The sequence below is a fragment of the Corynebacterium sp. UMB0012 genome (genome assembly GCF_030216265.1).
GTDB lineage: Bacteria > Actinomycetota > Actinomycetes > Mycobacteriales > Mycobacteriaceae > Corynebacterium.
Window position 1 is genome coordinate 1 of the sequence record NZ_JASOKQ010000004.1, and the last position, 24,117, is coordinate 24,117.

Here is a 24,117-nt window from a genome sequence, read left to right on the forward strand (position 1 = left end):
CAAACCAATCAACACACAACCATGCACACAAAAAATAAAAAGTACATTGGCACACTATTGAGTTCTCAAACATCATCCGCACACCACAAAAAATTAACTTCCAGTTAACCTCTCGTTGGCGGCTCGTACAAACTTACTCAACTCAATGAACCCTGTCAAATCCTTGAACCAAGCCCGTACAAAATTCGCAAAGAAGTAACCTCCCGGCTACCTCGCGGCGACTTGGATTAATGTAGTCCACCCGCTTCAACAATGCCAAATCCCCAGCACACAACGGATAAAGGTGTGCTGGGGATGTCGTTAAAAGAGCTCTTCTTCTTGAGTTCTTTCAATTGTGGCACCGAGGCGCTGCAGATTTTCTACAAAGTTGGGATATCCGCGGTCGATGTGGAAAACATCGTGGACCGTAGTGGTCTCATCCGCACATAGTGCAGAAAGTACAAGACCGGCACCCGCACGGATATCGGAACTCCACACGTGAGTAGAAGAGAGTCGTTCTTTACCGCGGACTACTACATGGTGGCCGTCAACCTGGGCGTCGGCACCCAAGCGCAGCATTTCATCCACAAACCGGAAACGGGATTCAAAGACATTCTCCGTAATGACGGTCGTTCCGTCCGCAATAGCAGAGATGCCAATAGCCATCGGCTGCAGGTCGGTGGGAAATCCCGGAAATGGGAGGGTCTGGTAGTCCACAGCCTGTGGTCGCTGGTCCATGCGCACGCGGAAACCATTCTCATAGGTCTCTAGTTCCGCGCCGGCGGACTTCAGCTTTTCTAGCGGCAGGTGCAGGTGGCGCGGGGAAATTCCACCCACGGTGATATCACCCTGGGTCATGGCTGCAGCATACGCCCACGTGCCTGCCACAATTCGGTCACCAATAACCTCATGCTGGGCGGGCTGCAGCTTATCGACGCCGCGGATGGTCACCACCGAGCTTCCCTCACCCTCGATGTCGGCACCCATGGACTTGAGCATGGTGCACAGATCGACGATTTCCGGCTCGCGAGCTGCATTATGGAGGACGGTTTCGCCTTCGGCGAGAACCGCAGCGGTAAGGATATTTTCGGTTGCGCCTACGGACGGGAAGTCTAGGCGGATATTCGCACCACGCAGGTGCGTAGCCTCTGCCACGACGGCACCATGCTCAATACGGGTGGTGGCGCCGAGCTTCTCTAAGCCGGTCTGGTGCATATCGAGCGGACGGGAACCAATCGCGTCACCACCGGGCAACGCTACTTTTGCGTGGCCACAGCGTGACGTCAAAGGCCCGAGCACGCAGACGGATGCGCGGAATTGGCGGACCGCGTCGAAATCCGCGTTGGATTGCGGCTGTGCAGGGGTAGTAATCCGGACCTCAGAGCCCTCGATGACTACCTCGCAGCCGAGCCCCTCAAGAACCTTCTTCATGAGGGGGACGTCCAGAATTTCTGGGCAGTTGGTCAGCGTCGTAGTGCCCTCTGCCAGCAAGGATGCGGCCATGAGCTTCAAGACGCTATTTTTTGCGCCATCTACTTTAACGGTGCCCTCAAGGCGGGCACCGCCGGAAACAATAAACTGATCTTTCACAACTGCCTACGCTACCGGTTCTTAAGGCAACGCGCCGATGCGACGGGCGGCATTAACCGCCTCGTAGCGGGTATGCGCACCGAGTTTGCGCATTACCGAGCGCAAATAAGACTTCACGGTTTCTGCGCCGATCCCCATTTCCTCAGCTGCTTCTACGTTGGTGTGGCCTAGGGCCACACAAGAGAGCACGTCGAGCTCGCGGGCGGAGAGCTTGGTGGATTGCTTCACGCGCACCGGCGAGACCATCTGGTCACACAGCGTCTCTAGCTCCTTGCGCAGTTCTTCGTCTTCTACGCGGTTGGCCAACATGCGCAGCTTGGAGTGGGTGGAGCGGACCTGTTCCCACTCGGCACCGTTCATGACGTGGCCCCGAGCCGCTCCACCCTTGGACCCATCGGCACGTCGCATGGCGGAATTAACGGCCAGGTCTTGCTCGAGGGTGCGCGCGGTCATCGTCACTTCTTCAATGACCTTATCGCCCAAACGAACTGGGGAGTGCACGCCTACGTAGAGGACGCCGCGAATTTCGCGCTGCACCGTAACGGGCACGGCCACGATAGAGTGCAGGCCTTCGTCTTGGATCACGCGGTCGTTCTCGTGCGAAATGGTGGTGGCACGAGTGTAATCGGATACACCTACCGCGCGGCGAGTGCTGACCACTCGCCCACCTACACCGACGCCAGAGTCAATGATCAGATTCTGCAGCGCTGGGGTGCGTAGCCCCACCCACTGTGTAATCTGCAGGCGATTATCGGGCAGCAGCGTGGCGTACATCGTCACCGGAATACCTGTAGCGGTCTTCAGGGACGACAGGGCCGCGCGTACGGATTCTTCATCATCTTTGAGGCGATGCGACTCCATGAGACTCTTTCCTCGTCGGGGGTAACCAAGCAGGTGTACCCGTCCTCCCCCGGGAATTTGGGGACCAGCGGGCAACTGAGTGGAAGTATAGACAGCATGTGGGGGTAATTCGAAATCGCCCTCGCCTTATCCGGCGCTGCAATCCCACATGAAATGCCCGAATGCCCGGTCTAGAATTTATATACTGACTGGTCTACTTGTGTAGTGTACGCTTGCGTTGTACGCGATTTGAACCCAAATCTGATTCCCAAAGGAGTCCACAAAATGGCTGTCTACAACAACATCATGGAAACCATCGGCGGCACGCCACTGGTCCGCCTGAACCGCCTTACCGAGGGCAAGGGCGCTACCGTGCTTGCCAAGGTGGAGTCTTTTAACCCGGCAAATTCCGTCAAGGACCGTATCGGCAAGGCCATCGTTGAGGCCGCTGAAAAGTCCGGCCAGCTCAAGCCGGGCGGCACCATCGTGGAGGCCACCTCCGGCAATACCGGCATCGCCCTGGCGCTGGCTGGCGCCACCTTGGGCTACAAGGTCATTCTGACCATGCCGGAGACCATGTCCAATGAGCGCAAGGTGCTGCTGCGCGCTTACGGCGCAGAAATCGTACTGACCCCTGGTGCGGCTGGCATGCAGGGAGCCGTCGACAAGGCGAATGAAATCGTCGCCGAGACCGATAACGCCATCCTTGCCGCACAGTTCGCCAACGAGGCAAACCCGAAGATTCACGAGGAAACCACCGGCCCAGAGATTTGGGAAGACGCCGAGGGTAAGGTTGACGCCTTCGTTGCTGGCGTAGGCACCGGCGGCACCGTTACCGGTGTGGGCCGCTTCCTGAAGTCCAAGAACCCGGACCTGCACTTGGCTGCGGTTGAGCCGTCCGATTCCCCTGTCCTGTCTGAAGGCCACGCTGGCCCGCACAAGATTCAGGGCATCGGCGCTAACTTCGTTCCTGAGGTACTTGACCGCGAGCTTCTCGACGAAGTCTTTACCGCCACCACCGAGGAGTCCATCAAGGCATCCCGCGACCTGGCTACCCAGGAAGGCCTGCTGGTTGGCATCTCCGCCGGCGCCAACGTTTCCGCAGCTCTGAAGCTGGCGGAGCGCCCAGAGTTCGAGGGCAAGACCATCGTGGTTGTCCTGCCGGACTTCGGTGAGCGCTACGTCTCCACCATCCTCTTCGAGGACATCCGCGAAGCTTAAATTACTTCGCTTGAATAAAAGCACCCGCCAACCTTGGCGGGTGCCTTTTTTATGCCAGTACTATGTGGGCATGAACATTATGAGCTACATCCGTGAAGACTTAGCAAATGCAAGAGATCACGATCCGGCCGCACGTGGCGACGTCGAAAATGCAGTAGTTTACTCCGGTCTCCACGCGGTGTGGTCTCACCGCATTTCGCACTGGATGTGGAAGCGCGGGCTGCGCGGGCCCGCGCGCATCTTGGCGCAGATTAACCGCTTCTTTACCGGCGTGGAGATCCACCCTGGCGCCACTATCGGCCGCCGGTTCTTTATTGACCATGGCATGGGCATCGTCATTGGTGAAACCGCAGAGATTGGCGATGGCGTCATGCTCTACCATGGCGTCACCCTCGGCGGCCAGGTCCTTACCCAGACCAAGCGCCACCCCACTATCGAAGACAATGTCACTATCGGTGCGGGCGCCAAGGTGCTCGGCCCCATTACGATCGGTGAAGGTTCGGCCATTGGCGCCAATGCCGTGGTGACGAAGGATGTTCCCGCCGAAAATATCGCGGTGGGCATTCCGGCCAAGAACCGTCCACGCAACCCGAATGAGCGCATCAAACTGGTTGACCCCGACTACTACATCTAAATTCTCTCCCAGCGGCTCACAGGCAACTGTGGGCCGCTTTTTATATGCCTTCTGGGCGCAGTAGGTCGCGGTATTCGGGATTCTTTTCTATAAAGTGCGCCACTGCGGAGCAGGAAGCAATGACTTGCTTGCCGACGCCCCGGGCGTCGTCAAGCGCGGCCTTAATCAGCGGCGCGGACAATCCTTGGCCACGGAAAGCATCCTTGATGACCGTGTGGTTGAACTCGCGGGTCGTGTCTGCGTCTACATAGTGGCACGAGCCTGCCTCGACACCGTCCACGGTAAGGACGTAACGGGAATTATCGGTCTGGTGTGCAATAGCGTGTTCCATGTGCCCATACTAAAGCAAAAATGGCCCCTCTTACGAGGAGCCATTATTGTGGCCAGAGCCAGGATCGAACTGGCGACCCCACACTTTTCAGGCGTGTGCTCTACCGACTGAGCTATCTGGCCAGAAACCCGAAGGTTTCCGCGACCCTGACGGGACTTGAACCCGCGACCTCCGCCGTGACAGGGCGGCGCGCTAACCAACTGCGCCACAGGGCCATTTTTAATTATGTGTGTGCTCTTGGGCACGGATAGATACTTTACAGAAGACTCCCAAGACTCACCAAATCTGCACGTCAGAACGCTATTTAGGCGGTGAAAGTGGATCCTTTCCGCCCAAGTTCATCTCGAAGCGCTCGTAGTCTTCCAGCGCGGAAAAATGCCGCGAATAGAGGTCACAATCTCGATCCACATGGCCGTAGAGGGTGGGCGCGACGTCGACAATGTGGCGCAGCCACAGGCCCTCATATTCTTGCTCATGGGCCCGTGCCTCGACCTTCCGGTACGCCTCCTCATCCGAGTCCGCATAGACGAGAAAGAAATCCTCTCGGAAGAAGCTAGAATGCTCCGAGCTTTCGGAGGCAAGTTCAAAGACAGCAATTCCCACGTATGGCTCCATGGCGCCAGCTTAACAAAACCAAAAGCAGCAACCGCCGAAGCGATTGCTGCTCATTCTGCGACCTTGACGGGACTTGAACCCGCGACCTCCGCCGTGACAGGGCGGCGCGCTAACCAACTGCGCCACAAGGCCAATCGAATATTTAATTCGGACCAACACTTTCGTGTTGGTACCCCCAACGGGATTCGAACCCGTGCCGCTGCCGTGAAAGGGCAGTGTCCTAGGCCGCTAGACGATGGGGGCCCGTCGCGCTAAGGCGACTTCTAGAAATATACTGGAGACCTCACCTAGTTACAAAATCGCTCCCCCAGAAAGATTAGGAACCATGTCTGACCAGCATCAAACGTGCTCCTGCCACGAGCCGCACGTACACGGATATAACGCGGATTCGAAGAGCAAGGATCGCTACCTCGCCAGGCTCAAGCGCATTGAGGGGCAGGCGCGCGGCATCCACCGCATGGTCGAGGAAGACCAATACTGCATCGACATCATTACCCAGATTTCGGCGGTGAAGTCGGCGTTGGAAAATGTCTCGCTAGCGCTCCTAGAAGACCATATTGAGCACTGTGTGGCCGGTGCCGCCGCCGAGGACGGTGAGGTAGCCACCGAGAAGCTAGAAGAGGCCATGCGCGCCATTAAGAAGATGGTGAAAAACTAAAAGGAGCCACCCAAAAAGGTGGCTCCAGTTGTGGGCCCTGTGGGGATCGAACCCACGACCTGCGGATTAAAAGTCCGTAGCTCTACCAACTGAGCTAAAGGCCCAACGTCGCTACATTTTAGCTTGTGGTATTTGTAAAGTCCTAATTAGGGGGGCGTCGGCAAGCGAAAGGCGCCCAGCTCGCCGCTGAGCGCCTGCCAAAGCGTGGCTACATTAGCCGCGCATATCGCCCTTCTCCATGAAGCGGACCTGGAAGTCAAAGGCAGTCTTCAAATCGTGTGGGGTGTGCTGGAACTTGTTTTCCTTCGCACGGTTGAAGTAGTCCTCGAGCAACGGACGGTAATCCGGGTGTGCCACGGAGATGACCTTCTCCACGCGCTCCTTTGGAGCCAGCCCGCGCAGGTCAGCTACACCGTACTCAGTAATGATGACCATGGTGTCGTGCTCGGTGTGATCCGTGTGGGACACGAACGGAACCAGCGCGGAAATTGCGCCGTCCTTGGCCACGGACGGGGAAACGAAGGTGGAGATATAAGCGTTGCGGGTGAAGTCACCCGAGCCGCCGGTGCCGTTCATGATGCGGGAGCCGGATACGTTGGTGGAGTTGATGTTGCCGTAGATATCGGCCTCAATCATGCCATTGGAAGAAATCAGGCCGACGCGACGGATGACCTCTGGATGGTTAGAGACCTGCTGTGGGCGCAGAATAATGTGCTCGCGGTAGCGCTCTGCTTCCGCATTCATCTTCTCCGCGTAGTCCGGGGACAGCGCGAAGGAGGTAGCGGAAGCCATGGTCATCTTGCCCGCATCGATGAGATCGAGCATGCCATCCTGAATGACCTCGGTATAGGCCTGAATATTCTCAAACTTGGAATCCAAAAGGCCGGCCATCACGGCGTTGGGGACGTTGCCCACGCCGGATTGCATGATGAACTTGTCATACTCAAGGCGACCAGCGGCGACCTCCCCCTCGAGGAACTCGATGAAGTTGGCGGCGATTTTCTCGGAAACCTCGTCCGGTTCCTTGAATGGTGCGTTGCGGTCCGGGGCATCGGTCTTAACCACTGCAACAACCTTGTCCTCCGGCACCTCCATGTAGGTGGTACCGATGCGGTCGCCCGGCTTAGTGATAGGGATGGGCTGGCGATTAGGCAGCTTTTCAATGCGGTAGATATCGTGCATGCCCTCGAGGTTGATGGACTGCCACTCATTGATCTCGATGATGATCTTATCGGCAGCCTCGATGAACTCGAGGTTATTGCCCACCGCGGAGGACGGCACCACGTGGCCTTCTTCGGTAATGCGCACGGCCTCAATAATGGCCACCTGGAAGTCACCGTAGAAGCCCTCTTCTACCTGCTGGCCCGAGTGAGACAGGTGGATATCCTGGTAAAGCGCAGTGCCATCATTGAACTGCTTACGCAGCGTGGGATCGGAGTTATAAGGAGAGCGGAAGCGAATCGCCTCAGCTTCCGCCAGAACGCCATCGCAGTCCGGGGCGGTGGAAGCGCCGGAGAAGACGTCGATCTTAAATTCCTCGCCCTTTTCATGTAGAGCCTTGGCCTTCTCTGCAATGGCGGTGGGCAGGCCCTTGGGGTAGCCAGCACCGGTGAAGCCGGAAATGCCCACGCGGTCACCGTGGTTAACGTGCTGAGCAGCCTCTTCTGCAGATACCACGAGCTTCTCAAATGGGGCGTACGCGATTCTCTCGGACAAGGGTAATCCTCCTTCATTAAGGGGCCAGCCAAAATAACGGCCGTTCTAATTAGTTACACAGCCCACATTAGCGAATCTTTGCAAGATTTCCACCACTTTTGTGTGACCCCTACCCCATAAAACAGAAATAGGGAACGGCGCCACTGTGGACCCGGTTGCTATTTTCCCCCGTTAACTAGCACAATTGGGGCGTGAATTTGCGCATTGGACACTACGATCTCTCCTCCCCCGTCATCCTCGCCCCGATGGCGGGGGTAACCAACGTTGCCTTCCGCACGTTGTGTCGCGAGCAGGAGTTGGCGCGCACCGGCACGGTGTCGGGCCTTTACGTCTGCGAGATGGTCACCGCCCGTGCACTGGTAGAGCGCAATGAAAAGACGCTGCACATGACCACCTTTGCGCCGCAGGAAGATCCTCGTTCCTTACAGATCTATACGGTGGATCCGGAATATACCTATAAAGCCGCGAAGATGATCGTCGACGAAAACCTAGCGGACCACATCGATATGAACTTTGGTTGCCCGGTTCCGAAGGTGACCCGCCGCGGTGGCGGTTCCGCGCTGCCTTATAAGCGACGCCTCTTTGGCAATATCGTCTCCGCCGCGGTCAAGGCCACAGAGGGCACCAATATCCCGGTCACGGTAAAAATGCGCGTGGGCATTGACGACGAGCACCATACGCATCTCGACGCCGGGCGCATCGCCGTCGAGTCCGGCGCCGCCGCCGTTACCCTGCACGGCCGCACCGCCGCTCAGCGCTACTCTGGCGAAGCACGATGGGACGAAATCGCGCGCCTCAAGGAGCACTTGGCGGATACTGGGGTGCCAGTGCTGGGCAATGGCGATATCTTCCGTGCCGAGGATGCCCGCCGCATGATGGAACAAACCGGCTGCGACGGCGTGCAGGTAGGCCGCGGCTGCCTTGGCCGCCCGTGGCTTTTTGCCGAGCTCGGCGCCGCACTGCGCGGCGAGTCCATTCCGGCAGAGCCCACACTGGGCGAGGTCACCCAGGTAATCCTCCGCCACGCGGAGCTATTGGCGGAGCACGATGGCGAGGACAATGCTTCCCGCGATATCCGCAAACACATCGGTTGGTACCTGCGTGGTTTCCCAGTTGGCGGCCAGGTCCGCGCGGGCTTAGCCAAGGTCAATTCCCTCGATGCCTTGCGTGAGCTACTTGCACCTTGGGCAGAGTCCGATGCCCTGGCTGCCGACGCCGACGGGGCCCGCGGCCGCAAGGGCTCGCCATCCAAGGTGGCTTTGCCGGATGGTTGGCTCGACGACCCCGAGGATGATTGCGTTCCCGTTGCTGCGGACATTATGAATTCCGGCGGATAGCCTGACAGCGATAGAAGAGCAGCTAAATACATACAGGAATCGTGCATTTAACCCCTTCTTAAGTTGCGCAAAAGCGAAAAGTTTTCGCTATTATCTTTGGCATGCGTGCCGCCTACAGGGAACACTTAGATAACTTCTCCCATGACCTCATCGTGATGTGCGATACCGTGCGCACCATCTTGGATAAGGCTTCGCAGGCACTACTGCAAGGCGCCTTGGACTCCGCGGAAGATGCCCTCACCATGACTGAGGAGCTAGATGAGATCCGCGTTAGGTGCTCTGAGCGTGCTGTAACACTTTTGGCGCTGGAAAACCCCATGGCGCAGGACCTCCGTCAGGTGGTCTCCTCGATTTATATCGTGGAGGATCTCTACCGCATGGGCCGGCTTTCCCAGCACATCGCGGACTCCGCGCGCCGCCGCCACCCTGACGCCGTGGTACCGGCGAATTACATCGGCTACTTCGAGGAGATGTACCGCCTCACTGAAGAAATGGGGTCGGTGCTGCACGATATCCTCGTCACCCCTGATGCGGATTTGTCCGTCAACCTCCGTGCCGACGATGATGCAGTGGATGATATCAACTCCCATATTCTGCGCATCCTGACGCAGCGCGAATGGGAAGGCAGCGTGCGCGAAGCCGTTGAGACCTCACAAATTACGCGCTACTACGAGCGCTATGCGGACCACTGCGTCTCCGTGGCCGGCCACATCATCTATCTGACCACGGGTCTTTTGCCCAATGTCTACGCCAAGAAGCTAGAGGAGGACAAAAAGGACGCCGAATTTGAAGCACGGATGGCAGAACTCGAGCGTCAGTTTCGCCGTTAGACGGATTTAAGCGCCAAAGAAGGGGGCCGGTGCAAACCGGCCCCCTTCTTCTCGGACAATCTCTCTTACTCTTTAGCCAAAGCGGCCAGAGATGTAATCCTCGGTCTCCTTCTGAGAAGGATTCTCGAAGATCTTGGTGGTGTCGTCGAACTCCACCAGGTGGCCCGGCTTACCGGTTGCTTCTAGGGAGAAGAAGCCGGTCTTATCGGACACGCGGGCTGCCTGCTGCATGTTGTGGGTCACGATAACGATGGTGAAGTTTTCCTTCAGCTCATGGATGAGGTCCTCCACGGCGAGGGTGGAAATCGGATCCAGTGCGGAACAAGGCTCGTCCATGAGCAATACCTCTGGCTCCACGGCGATAGCGCGGGCGATGCACAGACGCTGCTGCTGACCACCGGAGAGGCCACCGCCTGGCTTGTCCAAGCGATCCTTAACCTCATCCCACAGGTTGGCGCCGCGCAGGGACTTCTCCGCAACTTCCTTGAGCTTCTTCTTGTTCTTTTCACCGGACAGCTTCAGGCCTGCCACCACATTGTCCTCGATGGACATCGTGGGAAATGGGTTTGCCTTCTGGAAGACCATGCCGATGGTGTTGCGTACGGATACCGGGTCAACCTTCGGTCCGTAGATATTGGTGCCATCCAGCAGGATTTCACCCTTCACGGAGGCGCCAGGGATAACCTCGTGCATACGGTTGATGGTGCGCAGCACGGTGGACTTACCACAGCCGGAAGGGCCGATGAATGCGGTCACGGCCTGGGCCGGGATCTGCATGTTCACGTTCTGCACAGCGTGGAAGTCGCCGTAAAAAATGTTCACGTCATTGAGCGCGAGCTTAGACATTTGGGAGTTTCTCCTCTAGCAAGTGTATGGCGGAATCGAGTGGTACGGCGTTTACTTCTTAACCGAGAACTTCGCGGAAACGATGCGGGCCGCAATGTTGAGGACGGCGATGAGGATAACCAGCGTCAACGCTGCTCCCCAGAGCTTGTCCAGTACGGCGGGCTGTGCGCCGGCCTTATACATATCCAGCATCATCAGCGGGAGCGAGGACTGAGAGCCCTTGAAGGCATCCCAGTTGATGACGGAGGAGGAACCAACCAAGACCAGCACCGGCGAGGACTCACCCATCACGCGAGCAATCGCCAGCATGATGCCGGTGACGATGCCGGACAGTGCGGTAGGCAGAACGATGCGGGCGATGGTCTTCCACTTCGGAACGCCGAGTGCGTAGGACGCCTCACGCAGATCCATGGGGACCACGCGTAGCATCTCTTCGGTATTGCGCACCACAATCGGAATCATCAGCAGCACCAGGGACAGCGCCACGGCGAAGCCGGAGCGGCCGAAGCCGAACAGGGTGATCCACATGGCGAAGATGAACAGGGCCGCAACGATGGAAGGCACACCGGACAGGATGTCCACCATGAAGGTGGTGATGCGGCCGAGCCAGCCGCCCTTGGAGTACTCCACCAAGTAGATGGCGGTAAAGATGCCGATCGGGATAGAGATAATGGAGGCCAGAATGGTCTGGACAAAGGTACCCACGATGGCGTGAGCGGCACCGCCACCAGAAGAGCTATTCATGATGCCGCGCTGGGAAGCGGTCCACCACTCAGGGTTGAGGATGACGCCACTGCCGCGGGCGATGAGTTCCCACAGAACCCATACCAGCGGAACCATGGCCAGAATCATTGCGCCCCAGACCACCGCGGTGGCGATGTTATTGGTCATCTTGCGGGAGCCGGAGATGTCCAGGAAGGTCGCGCCGCCTTGGGAGGCAGGCTTGGCATTAGTAGTCGTAGTCATTGATCCTCCCCTCCTTACTTACTCTTCACGATGGCGCGGGCAATTGCGTTGACCACGAAGGTCAGCAAGAACAGCATGAGGCCGGCGGCGATGTAGGCACCAGCACGCATCTCGTTACCGAACTCGGCAGATGCCAGGGCGATGGCCGTGGCGAAGGTCGTGCCGCCGTCGAAAAGCGAGAAGCGGAAGTCAATCAGCGGGGATACAACCATGTACAGCGCCATGGTCTCACCCAGTGCACGGCCCAGGCCGAGCATAGAGCCGGCGATGTAGCCGGACATGCCGAATGGAAGAACGGTCATGCGGATAACTTCCCAGCGGGTAGCGCCCAGAGCCAGGGCAGATTCCACCTGGCCCGGAGGGGTCTGTACGAAGACCTCGCGGGCGGTAGCGGCGATGATCGGCAGAATCATCACGGCAAGCACGATGCCACCGGTAAACAGGTTGCGGCCGGTTGCAAACGACGGCGAGTTATCGAAGACGTGGAATAGGAAGAAGCCACCGGCCCAGGATTCCAGCCAGGAGTAGAAGCCGGACAGTGCCGGGCCAAGAACCTGCCAACCCCACAGGCCGTAGACGATGGACGGAACTGCAGCGAGCATGTCCACGAGGAAGCCGAGCGGCTTAACCAAGCGGGCAGGCGCGTAGTTGGACAGGAAGATGGCGATGGCTAGGGCCACCGGCATAGCCAGCAGGAGGGCGAAGACGGAGATGAGAACGGTGGTACCGAACATGGTTGGGATACCGAACTTCATCGCGGAGGTATCGGAGGTCTCCCAGCGGCCACCGTAAGTGAAAAAGCCCATGAGGCCGCCGTCGTTGACTCCCAGTGCGGGAACCGCACGCCAGAGCAGGAAGGCGGCAATGGCGGCAATCATGACGGTGATAAGGGTTGCCGAAGCAGTGGACAGGAACTCGAAGATACGGTCACCCGGGCGCTTAACGCCGCTATTGGAGCTGGTGGCAACTACCTCGCCGTGTCCGCTGTTGGAGACTCGCTCGGCAGAGGTGACGTTCGGGTCCACCTGCTCTGGAGCCGTGGTGAGATTATTGTCTGCCATGAGACTGTTAATCCTTTTCAGCGTTAAAAATGGAAAATATCGTTACATACCTGTGCCCCCAAAGCGCGAATCGTGTGCGGCAGTGGGGGCGGGGAGGTATTAAGCTATTGCAGCTTTAGCGCTTACTGCAGAGCGTCAACAGCAGCCTTCAGCTTGTCCAGGTGTGCGCCCTCAACTGGGATGAAGCCCTGCTCAGCCAGCTGGTCATCCTGGTGGTCCAGGACGGTGGTGAAGAAGGACTTGACCAGCTTGGAGGTCTCCTCATCGTAGCCCTTGGAGCAAACGATGTTGTAGGTGGTCAGGATGAGCGGGTATGCACCCTCGTTGTCGGAGGAGAACAGTGCCTCGGAGTCAACAACCATGTTGTGCTCGGAGTCGGTCTTCTTGAACTCCAGGTTCTCCAGAGCCTTGTTGACGGACTCGGTGGACAGCTCAACCGGGCCGTGGCCGAAGTCGATCTTGGCCTTCTTGACGCCCTCGCCTTCCTTCTGGTCTGCGAAGCCAGCCTCGACGTAAGTGATAGCACCATCGATGCTTGCAACCTGGTCAGCAACGCCGGAGGAGCCGTTAGCACCCTCACCAACAGCGTCTGGGAACTGCTTGCCCTCGGAGTCCCAGTCACCGGTAGCGGCCTTGAGGAACTTCTGGAAGTTTGCGGAGGTACCGGACTCGTCAGAACGGAAGATGACGGTGATGTCCTTGTCCGGCAGGTCAGTGCCCTCGTTGTCAGCGGCGATAGCCTCGTCGTTCCACTTCTTGATGTCACCCTTGAAGATCTTGCCCAGGGTTTCGGTGGAGAGGTTAATCTCGGTGTCCCCCAGGTTGTAGGCGATGGCAACCGGACCAATGGTGGTTGGCAGGTGCCATGCCTCGTTGCCGTCGCAACGCTCAGCGGCAGCCTCAACCTCGCCCTCGTCTTCCTTCAGAGCGGAGTCAGAACCAGCGAAGTCAGCCTGGCCGTTGGTGAAGGCCTCAACGCCGGCGCCGGAACCGGAAGCGTTGTAGGACAGGGAAGCGTCTGGGTGATCCTCGGAGAACGCAGTCTGGAAGTAGGACATTGCGTTCTGCTGGGAGGATGCGCCGTCGCCGACGAGCTCGCCGGAGACGTCCTCGCCGCCAGCGGAGTCGGAGGAGGAGCCAGACTCCTCAGAGCAAGCTACGAGAGCGGTGGAGGTTGCGGCTACGATGCCGAAGATTGCGGCAGTGCGCTTGAAGTTGCGAATCACGGGAAAACCCTTTCCGGTGCAGATCAGAGATTGATTGTCCGAGGAAACCGCATCTCCTAGAGAGATATTTCCTGCATTCCGCTCCGCCTTCTGGGGCGAGATGCAGGCGCACAGGTGCGGTTAACTCACAGGGTGTAAAGCTATCCGCAGGATCTGACCAAAAGGGTGCCAAGAGGTAAACACTGGGTGAACAAATGTCCTGCGCCCCATGACGTTAGTCACACACGCCCCATACGACGTGTTCTTCATCAACCTCAAAGCCTAGGCGCTCGTACGCCTTCAGCGCCGGATCATTATCCGCTTCTACATAAAGAATTACCCGCTTAGCTCCCTTTTCCACCATGCGGCGCAGGCCAACCTGCAGCAGCGGACCGCCCAACTTCTTGCCGCGGTAACCTTCCGCCAAGCCCACCACGTAGACCTCACCGAAGCCCGGAGTTTCCTCCGCATGCCACTTGGTCCAGTGGAAGCCGGCCAGTGCCGGCTCATCTGCCGTATCCCACAGGAAAAGCAGGTCTGCGGGGTCGAACCAGTCCGCCTCCATGCCGCGATGCAGGCGAACGAGATCCCAGCCACCTTGCTCGGGATGCCAGGAAAAGGCCTCGTTATTGACCTTGAGCCACTGCTCTTCCACAAAGTCCTTGCCCCACTTATCCACCGCCTCGGTGTAATTCAGGACGGTCAGTGGCAAGCCTTCGGGGCGGGCGACCGCTGCGAGCTCTTCTCCCCCGATCCCCATGACCACCAGCTTGCGGGTGACCTGCAGGTCACGGGAGTGCGCCAGCGCCTGTGCCGCCGGCAGGTTTCCGTGGGCCCAGGCGTGGAGGTTGGGGGTCTTAGCGGCGGCGTCGTAAAGCGCGGCACCATAGCCCTGCCCGCGGTAATCGGGGGCAATGAATAGCTCGGCGGTAGAGCCCTCCAGACCGGCTACGCCGCACGGCTCTTCCCCTACCCAGGCCACCAGGTGGCGGTGCTCCAGGCGGGAATCGCTAAGACCGTTGAGGAATTGCTCCGACAGCGGCGCCATCCCATCCTGGCGTTCAGCCTGCTCAGCCAGTGCTTCTACGCGGCGAGCCAGCTCCGGGTCGTCCGGCAGGTTTTCTTCCGTAATCTTAAAGGCATTGCTAGTCATAGGGCCCAGAATACGTAGGGTAAGAATGAAAGGGTGAGTGTTCTAAAGATTGACCGGCGCATCGTGCACGTCCTCCTCGTGGTGTGCGTGCTCCTTGCGGCCTGGGTGGCGGATGCCTGCGTGGCTATGCACACGGAACACAAGGTGGCGCAAGCCGTGAAAGCCAATTCGCGGCTGGATAATACGCCGGATGTTTTCATCGGCGGCACCCCCTACGTGTGGGCAGCGGCTTCGAAGGAAATCCCTTATCTCGAGGTCAAGGCGCTGGATGTGGAGGTGCCCAAGCTGGGCATGGTCAATGCTTCCACCGTGCTGCGCGATATCACCGTCACCCCAGAACAGGTAATGAATGGAGATATTGAGGGCGCGCCCGTTTCCACCTACTCGCGCGGCATTTCTTTGGATGGTGTGGCGCTGGGCCGCCTGTTGGGGATTACCGATCTCTCGATTGCTAACCCAGACGATATTTCCCCCTCCGGTGGCACGTCTGCTGAAGCAGAGCTAACGGGCACCCTGCCTGGCGACGCCCACAAGTCCACCGCCAAGGTCACCCTCCGCCTGGTTGGTCCGGAGTTTCGAATGCAGGTCTATGACACGGACGATGAGCGCCTGCAAAAGGCCTTTTCCCTCAACTTCGATACCCGGCAGCTACCGCTTCCGGCCCAAGCGACCGCGGTAAAGATGCAGGGCGGCACCATTTCCTTCGAGGTACAGCGCCGCAATATTAAGGTGCAGCTGGCCCAGCTCTCCCCGCTAGAGATTGAAGGCTCGGAGCAAAAGGCCGTGGAAGAGGCGGAAAAGAAGGCCGCCGATACCAAGCACCGGGTCGGCCCCGCGCCGCAGACTAGCGCAGGCGAATAAAGTCCCGGAGAACTTCCTTCATCGTGCGCTGATGGGCCTCCCGCCTATCCTGCGGGGCGAATACCTCGATGGCATCCTTCACGGAGGCCAAGGTAACAGCGTCAAAGCGCCCCTCCGATTCTCCATCGGCTTGGAAGCGCTGCGGTTCGCGGCAGACTAGCTCTACCCGCATGGCATCGTCGAAGGCCACCGTCTTTTCTTTGGTGAGCTTATTGAGCCATCCGCGCTTATCGGCACCGAAGAGGTGCAGCAGGCCGACGACGCCGCCGAGCCCGCTAAACTCCTCCAGTCCAAACAGAGCCAATCCCTCATCAAAGGAGTTGCGCGGATTTGTCACCACCGGCAGCGGGCCCAAGAATGTCCACGGGTTGGTATTTGAGGTAAACATCAGCGGCACATCATTCTTGTGCAGCCGCTCACCATCACTGGACTCGGCTGTCACCGCAATATGCGGTGGGTTCTTCCGCGCACGACTCCAGGCCCGAATGGCGACGTTGAGGTAGCGCAGCGGGGTGGCGGCAAAACCTTGCTCGCGGGCACGATCCACTCGCGCCAACACGTCTGCGTCCAAACCGAAGCCAGCATTGACGGCAAACCACCGCTCGTTCCACGTTCCTAGGTAGATGGTGCGGCGCAGATCCCGGTCGAGCATGCGCGCCAGCACATGGGTAGCCTCCACCGGGGTGTTGGGAAATCCTAGGGCGCGCACAAAGACATTGGCGGAACCGGTAGGAATTACGGCCAGCGCCGGGATGGACTGAGGATCGGGTCGCTGCTCATCAGCCGGTCCGAGAAGCCCGTTGACTACCTCGTTGACGGTTCCGTCCCCGCCCACGGCAATGATGACGTCATAGTCATCCCTCGTCATTCCCCTGACCATCTCTTCGGCGTGGCCAGGGTAATGCGTAAATTTCACTTTGAGGTGCAGGCCCTCTACCGCTTGTAGGCAGGGAACGATTTGGCGGAAGAGGGCGTTGGTTTGTGAGGTCGAGTTGGGATTCGAGATCATCAATGCATGCACGAGGCCCAAGTCTAGTAGTTAAAAAGGCGGATGCACGACTAGGCTGGACGCCCATGAGCGAAAATAATAATGAAACCACCCCTGAAAACATCGAAACCACCGCGGCTTCCCACCCGGAGAATGATCCTGGAAAACTCAATGGCAACGATGCCGTGAACCAGGCTGCCGAGCAGTGGAAGGACGCCGCTAGCCGCAATATCCCCGCTCTCGAGCTGGGCGATACCCCGGTACCGGACGATACCGCGAACCTGCGCCAGGGCCCGTCGCTGCACGACGGCCTGCTGGGACTTCTCCCCCTTGTTGGCGTCTGGCAGGGCGAGGGCCAGGCCCACGATACGAAGGGTCAGGAGTACACCTTTGGCCAGCAGCTGGTCATCGCTCACGATGGCGAAAACTACCTGACCTTTAGCTCTCGTACTTGGAAGATCGATACCGAAGGCAAGCCGGAAGGCCCGTCTGTGCGCGAGAACGGCTTCTGGCGTATCTCGGAAAAGGATGAAATCGAGGTCACCTACACCTCTTCTACCGGCATCGTGGAAATCTTCTACGGCGAACCCTTCAATGACCGCGCATGGCAGCTGGAATCCGCCTCCACCATGGTCACGGAAACCGGCCCGAAGAACTTGGGTCCAGGCAAGCGCATGTACGGCCTCATGCCCAATAACAATCTGGGCTGGGTAGACGAGCGCATGGTGGATGGCGAGATGCGCCCCTACATGTCGGCGGAGCTCACCCGCATCGCCGGCTAAGCCCCAAGAGCTGCATCAATAAGGTCTCGGATGACGTCCACGTTGTCCGGGGCCTTTAATTTTTTGTCATTGAGCCTTGTAACGCGCGCGGCAACGCGCACCGAGGACACCAACCACACCGAGTCCGCTTTTTCCAGATACTCCACGGTCAACGGCTTGGCCTTGCAGCGATAGCCTTTCTCTTTGGCGTGCGCGAAGAGCGCCGCTTGCGTGGTGCCGGGCAGGATGCCGCGGCCGGCGGCGGTGCGCAGTTTCTCGCCCTTGACGGCCACCACGGTAGAGGTGGCGCCTTCAAGAATTTCTCCGGTGTCCGGGTCGGTGAGGATGAGATCCTCAAAGCCCTTCTCCCGCGCCATGCGCAGCATCGCCATGGTGGCCGCGTAATTGAGCGTCTTGGCGGGCAATTCCTCCGCAACGTGCCACAGGCGGGGGCTTGTCATGACGGAGACGCCGTGGGCGCGCTGCTCTAGCACCTTGTCCTCAATCGGCTGCACAACAACCCACGCGCTCGGCCGCCCCGTAGAGGCGCGCCCGCGGGTATAGGTCCACGTGCATTTAGCATCGCCTTGCTCGTCCCCGCAGAAGTCCGCGATGGCGAGCCGGGTGGCTTCTTCCCACTTGTCCATGGGCGGCTCCGGCAGGTTCATCGTGCGGGCTGAATCGCAGAAGCGCTGCGCGTGGCGCTGCAGGTTAGCGGCTTTGCCTCCGCGCACGAGCAGGGATTCAAAGATGCCATCGCCGCGGGTGACCGCGGCATCATCTGCGTAGACAAGAGGCAGCGCGGGCATGTGCCTGCGTACCGACCCTCCAAAGGGCTCCACAACGTAGATGACCGGCTCTTTTCGCGGCGAAAACTTCATACTTTTGATTATGCCCTACCATCGGTAGTTGTGAGTTATTCTTCGCCTCTTCTGCAGCGCGCCGGTGCCGCGGAGCACCAGGACGCGACCGTACTCGATGCCCAGGGCGTGGCCTGGCACTATGGCAATCCGCTGGGCGAGCAAAGGGCCGCCGATGGCGGCACCATCGTCATTGACCGCTCCCAGCGCCGCGTCATTCGCGTGAGCGGCAAGGACGCCGCCGAGTTTCTAAATAATCTGCTTTCACAGAAGCTTGACGACGCCCCCGTGGGTTTCACCGCCGGCGCCCTCGACCTGGACATCCAAGGCCATATCCTCCATCACATGGATATCGTGCGGACCGACAATGCCTTTCTTATCGACGTCCCTGCGGCGCAATTCGACTCCCTCTTTAAGTTCCTCACCATGATGGTCTTTTGGTCCGAGGTAACCGTAGAGGAAGCCGATATCGCCATACTCACTCTTCTGGGTGAGGCCGATGTTTCGCTTCCACCCATGGTGGAGTTTTCCCGCCAGGTCCAGTGGCCGGGAATCAAGCGCGTTGACCTTGGCATTCCGCGCGAATCCTTGGTCGAGGCAGCGAAGCACTTGGAGGAATCCGGTGCACGGCTAGCGGGGCTCATGGCGTTTACCGCCGAGCGCGTCCGCGCCCGCGAGCCGGAGCTGGCGGCGGATCTGGATAATAAGTCCATCCCCCACGAGGTGCCGCAGTGGATCAGCCGCAGCCCCGCCAATCCGGCCCACGTTCACCTCAATAAGGGCTGCTACCGCGGCCAGGAAACGGTGGCGCGCGTAGAAAATCTGGGCCGCTCTCCTCGCCTATTGGTGCAGCTGCACCTCGACGGCTCCGCGCCGCAACGTCCAAATGTGGGCGATGACATTACTTTCAATGGACGTAAGGTAGGCCGCATCGGCACGATTGTGGATGACTGCGATTTCGGCCCCATCGCCCTAGGCCTAGTGAAGCGCTCTGCGCTGGACGTCGGCGCCCTAGAAGTGGGCGATACCGCGGCGTCTATCGATCCTTCCTCCATCCCCGAGGATGAGGGCCCCAAGGCTGGGCGCGAGGCAGTAAACCGGCTGCGCGGGCGCTAAATCTCCCACTAGCTAGGGGGCGGTGCGGAATTTTTTCGTCACACAGGCTATTGTGTCTTACAGGAAGATACTCAATAGACAAGTCGATGGGGCGCCCAAGAATCCCTGGCGCGCCCTACTAACCCAAGGGGGTCATGCACATGGGACGCGGACGCGCAAAGGCAAAGCAGACCAAAGTTGCACGCCAGCTCAAGTACAACTCACCCGAGATGGATATCGAGTCCCTGCAACGGGAACTCGCCGCACAGCAAGAGGGTGACTCCCGCGATTATGAAGAGGATGACCCATACGCCGACTACGTCGACGAATGGGATGATGCCGACCGCGACGAACGCTAATCTTCCGCTCGCCGCCGGATAGCTCAAGGGCCCTAGGAAATCTCCTAGGGCCCTTCCTCATACCCTCCCCTGACAGGGCGGCAGGCCCTGCTAGAAGTTGGGGTGCTCGCCGTGCATGACCACGCGCGGCTCCTCGCCGGAGGCGGAGCGGACGGTGCCCAGCTCCCACGCATCGATGTGGCGTGCGGTAAGCATTGCCAGGGCACGGTCGCGGTCTTCAGGATTGACTACGGCAATCATGCCAACCCCCATGTTGAAGGTCTTCTCCATTTCCGCCAGCTCCACCTTGCCCACCGAGGAGATGAGCTTGAAGATCTGGCCCGGGGTCCAGGTGGCGCGGTTAATATCGGCCGCTAGGCCTTCTGGAATGACGCGCTCGAGGTTGCCAGCCAGTCCACCACCGGTGACATGGCAGAAGGTGGATACGGAGCACTCGCTAGCCAAAGCCAGGCAGTCCTTGGCGTAAATGCGGGTGGGCTCCAGCAGCTCCTCGCCGAGGGGGCGGCCAAGCTCTTCCACGTGGCCGTCGAGTGGCATGCCAGCCTGCTCCAGCAGGACGTGGCGGGCCAGGGAGTAGCCATTGGAGTGTAGGCCGGAAGAGCCCATGGCGATGAGTACGTCGCCATCACGGACCTTGTCTGGGCCAAGTACGCCATCGGCCTCAACGACGCCTACCGCAGTGGCGGAGACATCGTATTCGTTTGCTTCCATCATGCCGGGGTGCTCGGCGGTCTCACCACCCAGCAGCGCGGCACCGGCCTGTACACAGCCCTCGGCGATGCCCTTGACTACCTCGGCCACCTTTTCCGGCACGACCTTGCCCACGGCAATATAGTCCTGCAGGAAAAGCGGCTCCGCGCCGCAGACAACGAGATCGTCCACACACATCGCAACGAGGTCGATACCGATGGTGTCGTGCTTGTCCATGGCCTGGGCCACGGCCAGCTTGGTGCCGACGCCGTCGGAACCGGCGGCGAGGATGGGTTCCTTGTAATCGCCGAGCTTGAACAGGCCAGCAAAGCCGCCAAGACCGCCCAGAACCTCAGGGCGGGTGGCACGCTTAGCGTGCGGGGCGAAAAGTTCTACGGCGCGGTCACCCTCTTCGATGCTGACGCCGGCTGCTGCGTAAGTATTGTCACTCATGGTTTCAGGTGTCCTTTGTTATTCGGTGCCGAGCAGGGTGCGCACGGCGTCTGCATTGGAGTTTCCGGCGGGCAGGCCAAGTGGGTACTCACCCGAGAAGCAGGCGGTACACAGCTCGGAACGCGGCTGTTCGGTGGCGGCCACCATCTCCTCAATGGAGACAAAGCCCAAGGAATCGGCGCCGATGGTGTCACAGATAGTGGCGCAGACGGTTTCCGGATCATCGGAGGGGCTGGCGTTGGCGATCAGCTCCCCCGGGGAGGCGAAGTCGATGCCGTAGAAACATGGCCACTTCACTGGCGGGGAGGCGATGCGCACGTGCACCTCGGCGGCGCCGGCCTCGCGCAGCATGCGGATGAGTGCGCGCTGGGTATTGCCGCGGACGATGGAATCATCCACCACGACGAGCTTCTTGCCGTTAATGACTTCACGCAGCGGGTTGAGCTTCAAGCGGATGCCCAGCTGGCGCAGGGTCTGGGTGGGCTGGATGAAGGTGCGGCCCACATAAGCGTTTTTGACCAAGCCGTGGGCGAAGGTGATGCCGGATTCGCGGGCATAGCCCACGGCGGCCGGGTTGCCGGATTCAGGAACCGGGATGACCAGGTCCGCGCCCTCGGCCGGGTATTCGCGGGCCAAGCGGCGGCCAATGTCCACGCGGGAGGCGTTGACGGAGCGGCCCTTGATATCGCTATCCGGGCGGGCCAAGTAGACGTACTCGAAGACACAGCCGTGGCGCTTTGCCGGCGCGAAGTTAACGGAACGGATGCCGGCCTCATCGATGGCGACGAGCTCGCCGGGTTCAATTTCGCGGATGAACTGAGCGCCGCAGATATCAAGCGCACAGGTCTCGGAGGCCACCACCCAGCCCTTGGCCAAGCGGCCGAGGACTAGCGGGCGGACGCCGTGCGGGTCGCGCGCAGCGTACATGGTGTGACCATCGGTAAAGGTCAGGCAGAATGCGCCCTTCACGCGCGGGAGCAAGTCACGGGCGGAGTCGAAGACGGAGGTGTCTTCATCCACGCCGTCGGCAAGCAGCATAGACAAGCACATGGAGTCAGATACGGACTCCTCATGGGGCTTAATCAAGCCGCGCTGCACGGCCTCCTCGCGCAGCTCTAGGTAGTTGACCAGGTTGCCGTTGTGTCCAAGGGCGATGTCTACCCCGGTGGAGGAGGTAGAAAACATCGGCTGGACATTGGACCATTCCTTGCCGCCGGCGGTGGAATAGCGCGTGTGGCCCACCGCCACGTTTCCTTGGAGGGCGGACAGGGTGGACTCATCAAAGATATTGGCCACGAGGCCCATGTCCTTGAAGACGACGATGCGGTCATCATCGCCCACCGCAATGCCGGCAGCCTCCTGGCCACGGTGCTGCAGGGCGAAGAGACCAAAGTAGGTCAGCTTGGAGACTTCCTCCCCGGGAGCCCACACGCCATAGACGCCGCACTCTTCGCGGGGCTCCTGCTCATTATGATCGTCAAGATTGGTGATACTAGGAGTATGTACTTCTACCACGGCGTTTATATTAGCCTGTCGCGCCGCCGGAAACTAACGGAATAAGCGGCAACCACTGCGCAATTTCGCCCGCGCGGGAGCCGGAAGCATCGACGCGACCAGTGCTTACGACCTCTTCCCAGTCCGCCAATCCGGTGGCGAGGCGCAGCCAGGTTTCCGGGTCGGTCTCCACCACATTGGGTGGGGTGCCGCGAGTATGGCGGGGTCCTTCAACGCATTGCACCGCAACAAATGGGGGTACGCGCAGCTCCACGGAATGGCCCGGCGCGTCGGCCTCGAGGGTACGAGCGGTGCGGCGGACGGCGTCGGCAAGCAGGGCCCTACCAGGCTTATCGTGCTCCGCCGGGGCGGCAATCCAGTCTTTGATGGCCATGATGGCCGCGCGGGTGGCTGCGGGATCGACGGGCTTTTTCATAGCTACATCATAGCTACTGTTATCTTGTTGTTTATGTCACCTACGCCTTCCGTTGCGGAAAATCAGAAATCGCCGGCGCTGACGCTGCGCTTTATGGCATCGCCAACCGACGTCACCATGGCCGGCGCCCCCGGCATCAGCGGCGGACGCGTCTTGGAATGGATTGATAAGGCCGCCTATGCCTGCGCCGTGCAGTGGTCCGGCCAATACTGCGTGACCGCATACGTGGGCCATATCCACTTCACCCGGCCGATCCCTTCCGGACACATCGTGGAGGTCCGCTCGCGCATCGCTATGACCGGGCGTTCCTCCATGCACATCGTCAACGAGGTGCTCTCTGCCGACCCGCGCGAAGGCATTTTTACCCGCGCCTGCGATTGCCTGGTCATCTTCGTAGCCAAGGACCCTGCCACCGGCAAGTCCACCCCGGTGCCGCCCTTCGTCCCGGAGACCGATGAGCAGTGCCGCGTGGAAGAGGCCGCCAAGTCCCGCATTGAGCTGCGCAAGGCCATCGAGGAAGAGATGGAAAAGCAAACCTACAACGGGCCTTCCGATGCCCCGCGCATGGTCAACCGCTTCCTGGCCAAGCCCACCGACGTCAACTGGGGTGGCAAGGTCCACGGCGGCACCGCCATGCAGTGGATCGATGAGGCCGGTGCAGCTTGCACCATGGAGTGGTCCGCCGAGCGCACCGTTGCTGTCTACGCCGGCGGCATCCGCTTCTACAGGCCTATTTCCATCGGTGATCTCATCGAGGTCGACGCTCGCATGATGCGCACCGATACCCGCTCCATGCAGATGTCCATCCACGTCCGCTCCGGCAATCCCCGCGGTGGCCGCGATAACCTGCAGACCGCCATTCATGCCACCGTGGCCTATATCGCCCTGGACCACGATGGCCAGCCGCAGGTAGCCCGCCCCTTCCACCCGCATACCGAGGAAGACAAGCGCCTGGCCGAGCACGCCACCCTCCTGCGCGGACTGCGCGCCAAGTACTCGCCGAAGCCGCTAGTGGTGGCGCCGTCGAATCAGCACATCGACTAGCCGCTCTCCCCTCGTTTCGGTGTTAGCAAGTCCATAGTGACAGCGGGCTCCACGCCTTTCTGCGTTAGATGGACGTATATGCGGCCGACGATTC

At 59.7% G+C, this 24,117-nt stretch carries 25 protein-coding genes and 5 tRNA genes; 10 read left to right on the forward strand and 20 right to left on the reverse strand.

Annotated features, from left to right (window positions below):
• Positions 1 to 300 precede the first annotated feature (300 nt).
• Together murA and ramA are read right to left on the reverse strand one after the other, a co-directional pair.
• Positions 301 to 1,569, reverse strand: a complete 1,269-nt coding sequence (murA, locus tag QP324_RS02830; protein ID WP_239278180.1) for a UDP-N-acetylglucosamine 1-carboxyvinyltransferase — start codon at positions 1,567 to 1,569, stop codon at positions 301 to 303.
• Positions 1,570 to 1,590: 21 nt separating this feature from the next.
• Complete coding sequence (gene ramA / locus QP324_RS02835; RefSeq protein ID WP_005325834.1) at positions 1,591 to 2,430, reverse strand: acetate metabolism transcriptional regulator RamA; 840 nt, start codon at positions 2,428 to 2,430, stop codon at positions 1,591 to 1,593.
• A gap of 264 nt (positions 2,431 to 2,694) precedes the next feature.
• Here ramA and cysK point away from each other — a divergent pair, with 264 nt between their 5' ends.
• Both cysK and epsC read left to right on the forward strand, forming a co-directional pair.
• Positions 2,695 to 3,630: a cysteine synthase A gene (gene cysK, locus QP324_RS02840; protein WP_239193344.1), complete on the forward strand. Its 936-nt coding sequence runs from the start codon at positions 2,695 to 2,697 to the stop codon at positions 3,628 to 3,630.
• Between the two features lie 70 nt (positions 3,631 to 3,700).
• The gene (gene epsC, locus QP324_RS02845; RefSeq protein ID WP_034668818.1) at positions 3,701 to 4,264 is read left to right on the forward strand and encodes a serine O-acetyltransferase EpsC; all 564 of its coding nucleotides are present in this window, start codon (positions 3,701 to 3,703) and stop codon (positions 4,262 to 4,264) included.
• Between the two features lie 40 nt (positions 4,265 to 4,304).
• Here the strand turns inward: epsC and QP324_RS02850 are convergent, their stop codons facing one another.
• The 6 genes from QP324_RS02850 to QP324_RS02875 all read right to left on the reverse strand — a co-directional run bounded on the left by QP324_RS02850 (position 4,305) and on the right by QP324_RS02875 (position 5,453).
• Positions 4,305 to 4,595: a GNAT family N-acetyltransferase gene (locus tag QP324_RS02850; protein WP_284814354.1), complete on the reverse strand. Its 291-nt coding sequence runs from the start codon at positions 4,593 to 4,595 to the stop codon at positions 4,305 to 4,307.
• A 49-nt stretch (positions 4,596 to 4,644) separates the two neighbouring features.
• Positions 4,645 to 4,717 (reverse strand) — tRNA-Phe (locus tag QP324_RS02855).
• A 19-nt stretch (positions 4,718 to 4,736) separates the two neighbouring features.
• Positions 4,737 to 4,810 (reverse strand) — tRNA-Asp (locus tag QP324_RS02860).
• Between the two features lie 85 nt (positions 4,811 to 4,895).
• Entirely contained in the window at positions 4,896 to 5,210 is a 315-nt protein-coding gene (locus QP324_RS02865; protein ID WP_284814356.1) for a DUF4288 domain-containing protein, read from the reverse strand.
• Between the two features lie 58 nt (positions 5,211 to 5,268).
• Positions 5,269 to 5,342: transfer RNA gene (locus QP324_RS02870), tRNA-Asp, on the reverse strand.
• Between the two features lie 35 nt (positions 5,343 to 5,377).
• Positions 5,378 to 5,453 (reverse strand) — tRNA-Glu (locus QP324_RS02875).
• Positions 5,454 to 5,535: 82 nt separating this feature from the next.
• Between QP324_RS02875 and QP324_RS02880 the strand changes: the two genes are divergently transcribed.
• On the forward strand, positions 5,536 to 5,868 hold the full coding sequence (locus QP324_RS02880) for a metal-sensitive transcriptional regulator (protein ID WP_005325826.1): 333 nt from the start codon (positions 5,536 to 5,538) through the stop codon (positions 5,866 to 5,868).
• Positions 5,869 to 5,899: 31 nt separating this feature from the next.
• Here the strand turns inward: QP324_RS02880 and QP324_RS02885 are convergent.
• A tRNA-Lys gene (locus tag QP324_RS02885) sits at positions 5,900 to 5,972 on the reverse strand.
• Positions 5,973 to 6,081: 109 nt separating this feature from the next.
• Positions 6,082 to 7,584 (reverse strand): acetyl-CoA hydrolase/transferase family protein, encoded by a 1,503-nt coding sequence (locus tag QP324_RS02890; RefSeq protein WP_239278185.1) that lies wholly within the window; start codon positions 7,582 to 7,584, stop codon positions 6,082 to 6,084.
• A 191-nt stretch (positions 7,585 to 7,775) separates the two neighbouring features.
• On the opposite strand from QP324_RS02890, the gene dusB reads away from it, so the two are divergent.
• Together dusB and phoU are read left to right on the forward strand one after the other, a co-directional pair.
• Positions 7,776 to 8,921 carry a tRNA dihydrouridine synthase DusB gene (gene dusB / locus QP324_RS02895; RefSeq protein ID WP_284814360.1) on the forward strand — a complete coding sequence of 382 codons (1,146 nt, stop codon included), beginning with the start codon at positions 7,776 to 7,778 and terminating at the stop codon, positions 8,919 to 8,921.
• A 101-nt stretch (positions 8,922 to 9,022) separates the two neighbouring features.
• The gene (gene phoU / locus QP324_RS02900) at positions 9,023 to 9,751 is read left to right on the forward strand and encodes a phosphate signaling complex protein PhoU (protein WP_239278187.1); all 729 of its coding nucleotides are present in this window, start codon (positions 9,023 to 9,025) and stop codon (positions 9,749 to 9,751) included.
• A gap of 72 nt (positions 9,752 to 9,823) precedes the next feature.
• On the opposite strand, the gene pstB is transcribed toward phoU, so the two are convergent.
• The 5 genes from pstB to mshD all read right to left on the reverse strand — a co-directional run bounded on the left by pstB (position 9,824) and on the right by mshD (position 14,982).
• The gene (pstB, locus tag QP324_RS02905) at positions 9,824 to 10,597 is read right to left on the reverse strand and encodes a phosphate ABC transporter ATP-binding protein PstB (RefSeq protein ID WP_023019857.1); all 774 of its coding nucleotides are present in this window, start codon (positions 10,595 to 10,597) and stop codon (positions 9,824 to 9,826) included.
• 51 nt (positions 10,598 to 10,648) lie between these two features.
• On the reverse strand, positions 10,649 to 11,563 hold the full coding sequence (gene pstA, locus QP324_RS02910; RefSeq protein WP_239273290.1) for a phosphate ABC transporter permease PstA: 915 nt from the start codon (positions 11,561 to 11,563) through the stop codon (positions 10,649 to 10,651).
• Positions 11,564 to 11,577: 14 nt separating this feature from the next.
• Entirely contained in the window at positions 11,578 to 12,624 is a 1,047-nt protein-coding gene (gene pstC / locus QP324_RS02915; RefSeq protein ID WP_284814362.1) for a phosphate ABC transporter permease subunit PstC, read from the reverse strand.
• Positions 12,625 to 12,746: 122 nt separating this feature from the next.
• Positions 12,747 to 13,850 carry a phosphate ABC transporter substrate-binding protein PstS gene (pstS, locus tag QP324_RS02920; RefSeq protein ID WP_284814364.1) on the reverse strand — a complete coding sequence of 368 codons (1,104 nt, stop codon included), beginning with the start codon at positions 13,848 to 13,850 and terminating at the stop codon, positions 12,747 to 12,749.
• Between the two features lie 214 nt (positions 13,851 to 14,064).
• Positions 14,065 to 14,982 carry a mycothiol synthase gene (gene mshD, locus QP324_RS02925; protein WP_284814365.1) on the reverse strand — a complete coding sequence of 306 codons (918 nt, stop codon included), beginning with the start codon at positions 14,980 to 14,982 and terminating at the stop codon, positions 14,065 to 14,067.
• Between the two features lie 33 nt (positions 14,983 to 15,015).
• On the opposite strand from mshD, the gene QP324_RS02930 reads away from it, so the two are divergent.
• Positions 15,016 to 15,843 carry a DUF2993 domain-containing protein gene (locus tag QP324_RS02930; RefSeq protein ID WP_284767172.1) on the forward strand — a complete coding sequence of 276 codons (828 nt, stop codon included), beginning with the start codon at positions 15,016 to 15,018 and terminating at the stop codon, positions 15,841 to 15,843.
• On the opposite strand, the gene QP324_RS02935 is transcribed toward QP324_RS02930, so the two are convergent.
• Positions 15,827 to 16,864: a diacylglycerol kinase family protein gene (locus tag QP324_RS02935; RefSeq protein ID WP_284769291.1), complete on the reverse strand. Its 1,038-nt coding sequence runs from the start codon at positions 16,862 to 16,864 to the stop codon at positions 15,827 to 15,829. The two genes, QP324_RS02930 and QP324_RS02935, sit on opposite strands and share 17 nt — an antisense overlap.
• A gap of 53 nt (positions 16,865 to 16,917) precedes the next feature.
• Between QP324_RS02935 and QP324_RS02940 the strand changes: the two genes are divergently transcribed.
• Positions 16,918 to 17,613 carry an FABP family protein gene (locus QP324_RS02940; protein WP_284814367.1) on the forward strand — a complete coding sequence of 232 codons (696 nt, stop codon included), beginning with the start codon at positions 16,918 to 16,920 and terminating at the stop codon, positions 17,611 to 17,613.
• Here the strand turns inward: QP324_RS02940 and QP324_RS02945 are convergent.
• Positions 17,610 to 18,473 (reverse strand): aminodeoxychorismate lyase, encoded by an 864-nt coding sequence (locus tag QP324_RS02945; RefSeq protein WP_284814368.1) that lies wholly within the window; start codon positions 18,471 to 18,473, stop codon positions 17,610 to 17,612. The genes QP324_RS02940 and QP324_RS02945 overlap by 4 nt on opposite strands.
• 30 nt (positions 18,474 to 18,503) lie before the next feature.
• Here QP324_RS02945 and QP324_RS02950 point away from each other — a divergent pair, with 30 nt between their 5' ends.
• Both QP324_RS02950 and QP324_RS02955 read left to right on the forward strand, forming a co-directional pair.
• Positions 18,504 to 19,568 (forward strand): folate-binding protein YgfZ, encoded by a 1,065-nt coding sequence (locus QP324_RS02950; protein ID WP_284814370.1) that lies wholly within the window; start codon positions 18,504 to 18,506, stop codon positions 19,566 to 19,568.
• A 140-nt stretch (positions 19,569 to 19,708) separates the two neighbouring features.
• Positions 19,709 to 19,906 carry a DUF3073 domain-containing protein gene (locus QP324_RS02955; RefSeq protein ID WP_193387586.1) on the forward strand — a complete coding sequence of 66 codons (198 nt, stop codon included), beginning with the start codon at positions 19,709 to 19,711 and terminating at the stop codon, positions 19,904 to 19,906.
• A gap of 90 nt (positions 19,907 to 19,996) precedes the next feature.
• Here QP324_RS02955 and purM read toward each other — a convergent pair whose 3' ends face one another.
• Genes purM through QP324_RS02970 form a run of 3 tightly spaced genes read right to left on the reverse strand, consistent with a single transcriptional unit; the run spans position 19,997 to position 22,979 of the window.
• Positions 19,997 to 21,049 (reverse strand): phosphoribosylformylglycinamidine cyclo-ligase, encoded by a 1,053-nt coding sequence (gene purM / locus QP324_RS02960; protein ID WP_284814371.1) that lies wholly within the window; start codon positions 21,047 to 21,049, stop codon positions 19,997 to 19,999.
• An 18-nt stretch (positions 21,050 to 21,067) separates the two neighbouring features.
• Positions 21,068 to 22,564 carry an amidophosphoribosyltransferase gene (purF, locus tag QP324_RS02965; RefSeq protein WP_049360063.1) on the reverse strand — a complete coding sequence of 499 codons (1,497 nt, stop codon included), beginning with the start codon at positions 22,562 to 22,564 and terminating at the stop codon, positions 21,068 to 21,070.
• Positions 22,565 to 22,574: 10 nt separating this feature from the next.
• The gene (locus QP324_RS02970) at positions 22,575 to 22,979 is read right to left on the reverse strand and encodes a sterol carrier family protein (protein ID WP_284814374.1); all 405 of its coding nucleotides are present in this window, start codon (positions 22,977 to 22,979) and stop codon (positions 22,575 to 22,577) included.
• A 33-nt stretch (positions 22,980 to 23,012) separates the two neighbouring features.
• On the opposite strand from QP324_RS02970, the gene QP324_RS02975 reads away from it, so the two are divergent.
• On the forward strand, positions 23,013 to 24,023 hold the full coding sequence (locus QP324_RS02975) for an acyl-CoA thioesterase (protein ID WP_284814376.1): 1,011 nt from the start codon (positions 23,013 to 23,015) through the stop codon (positions 24,021 to 24,023).
• Positions 24,024 to 24,117 lie beyond the last annotated feature (94 nt).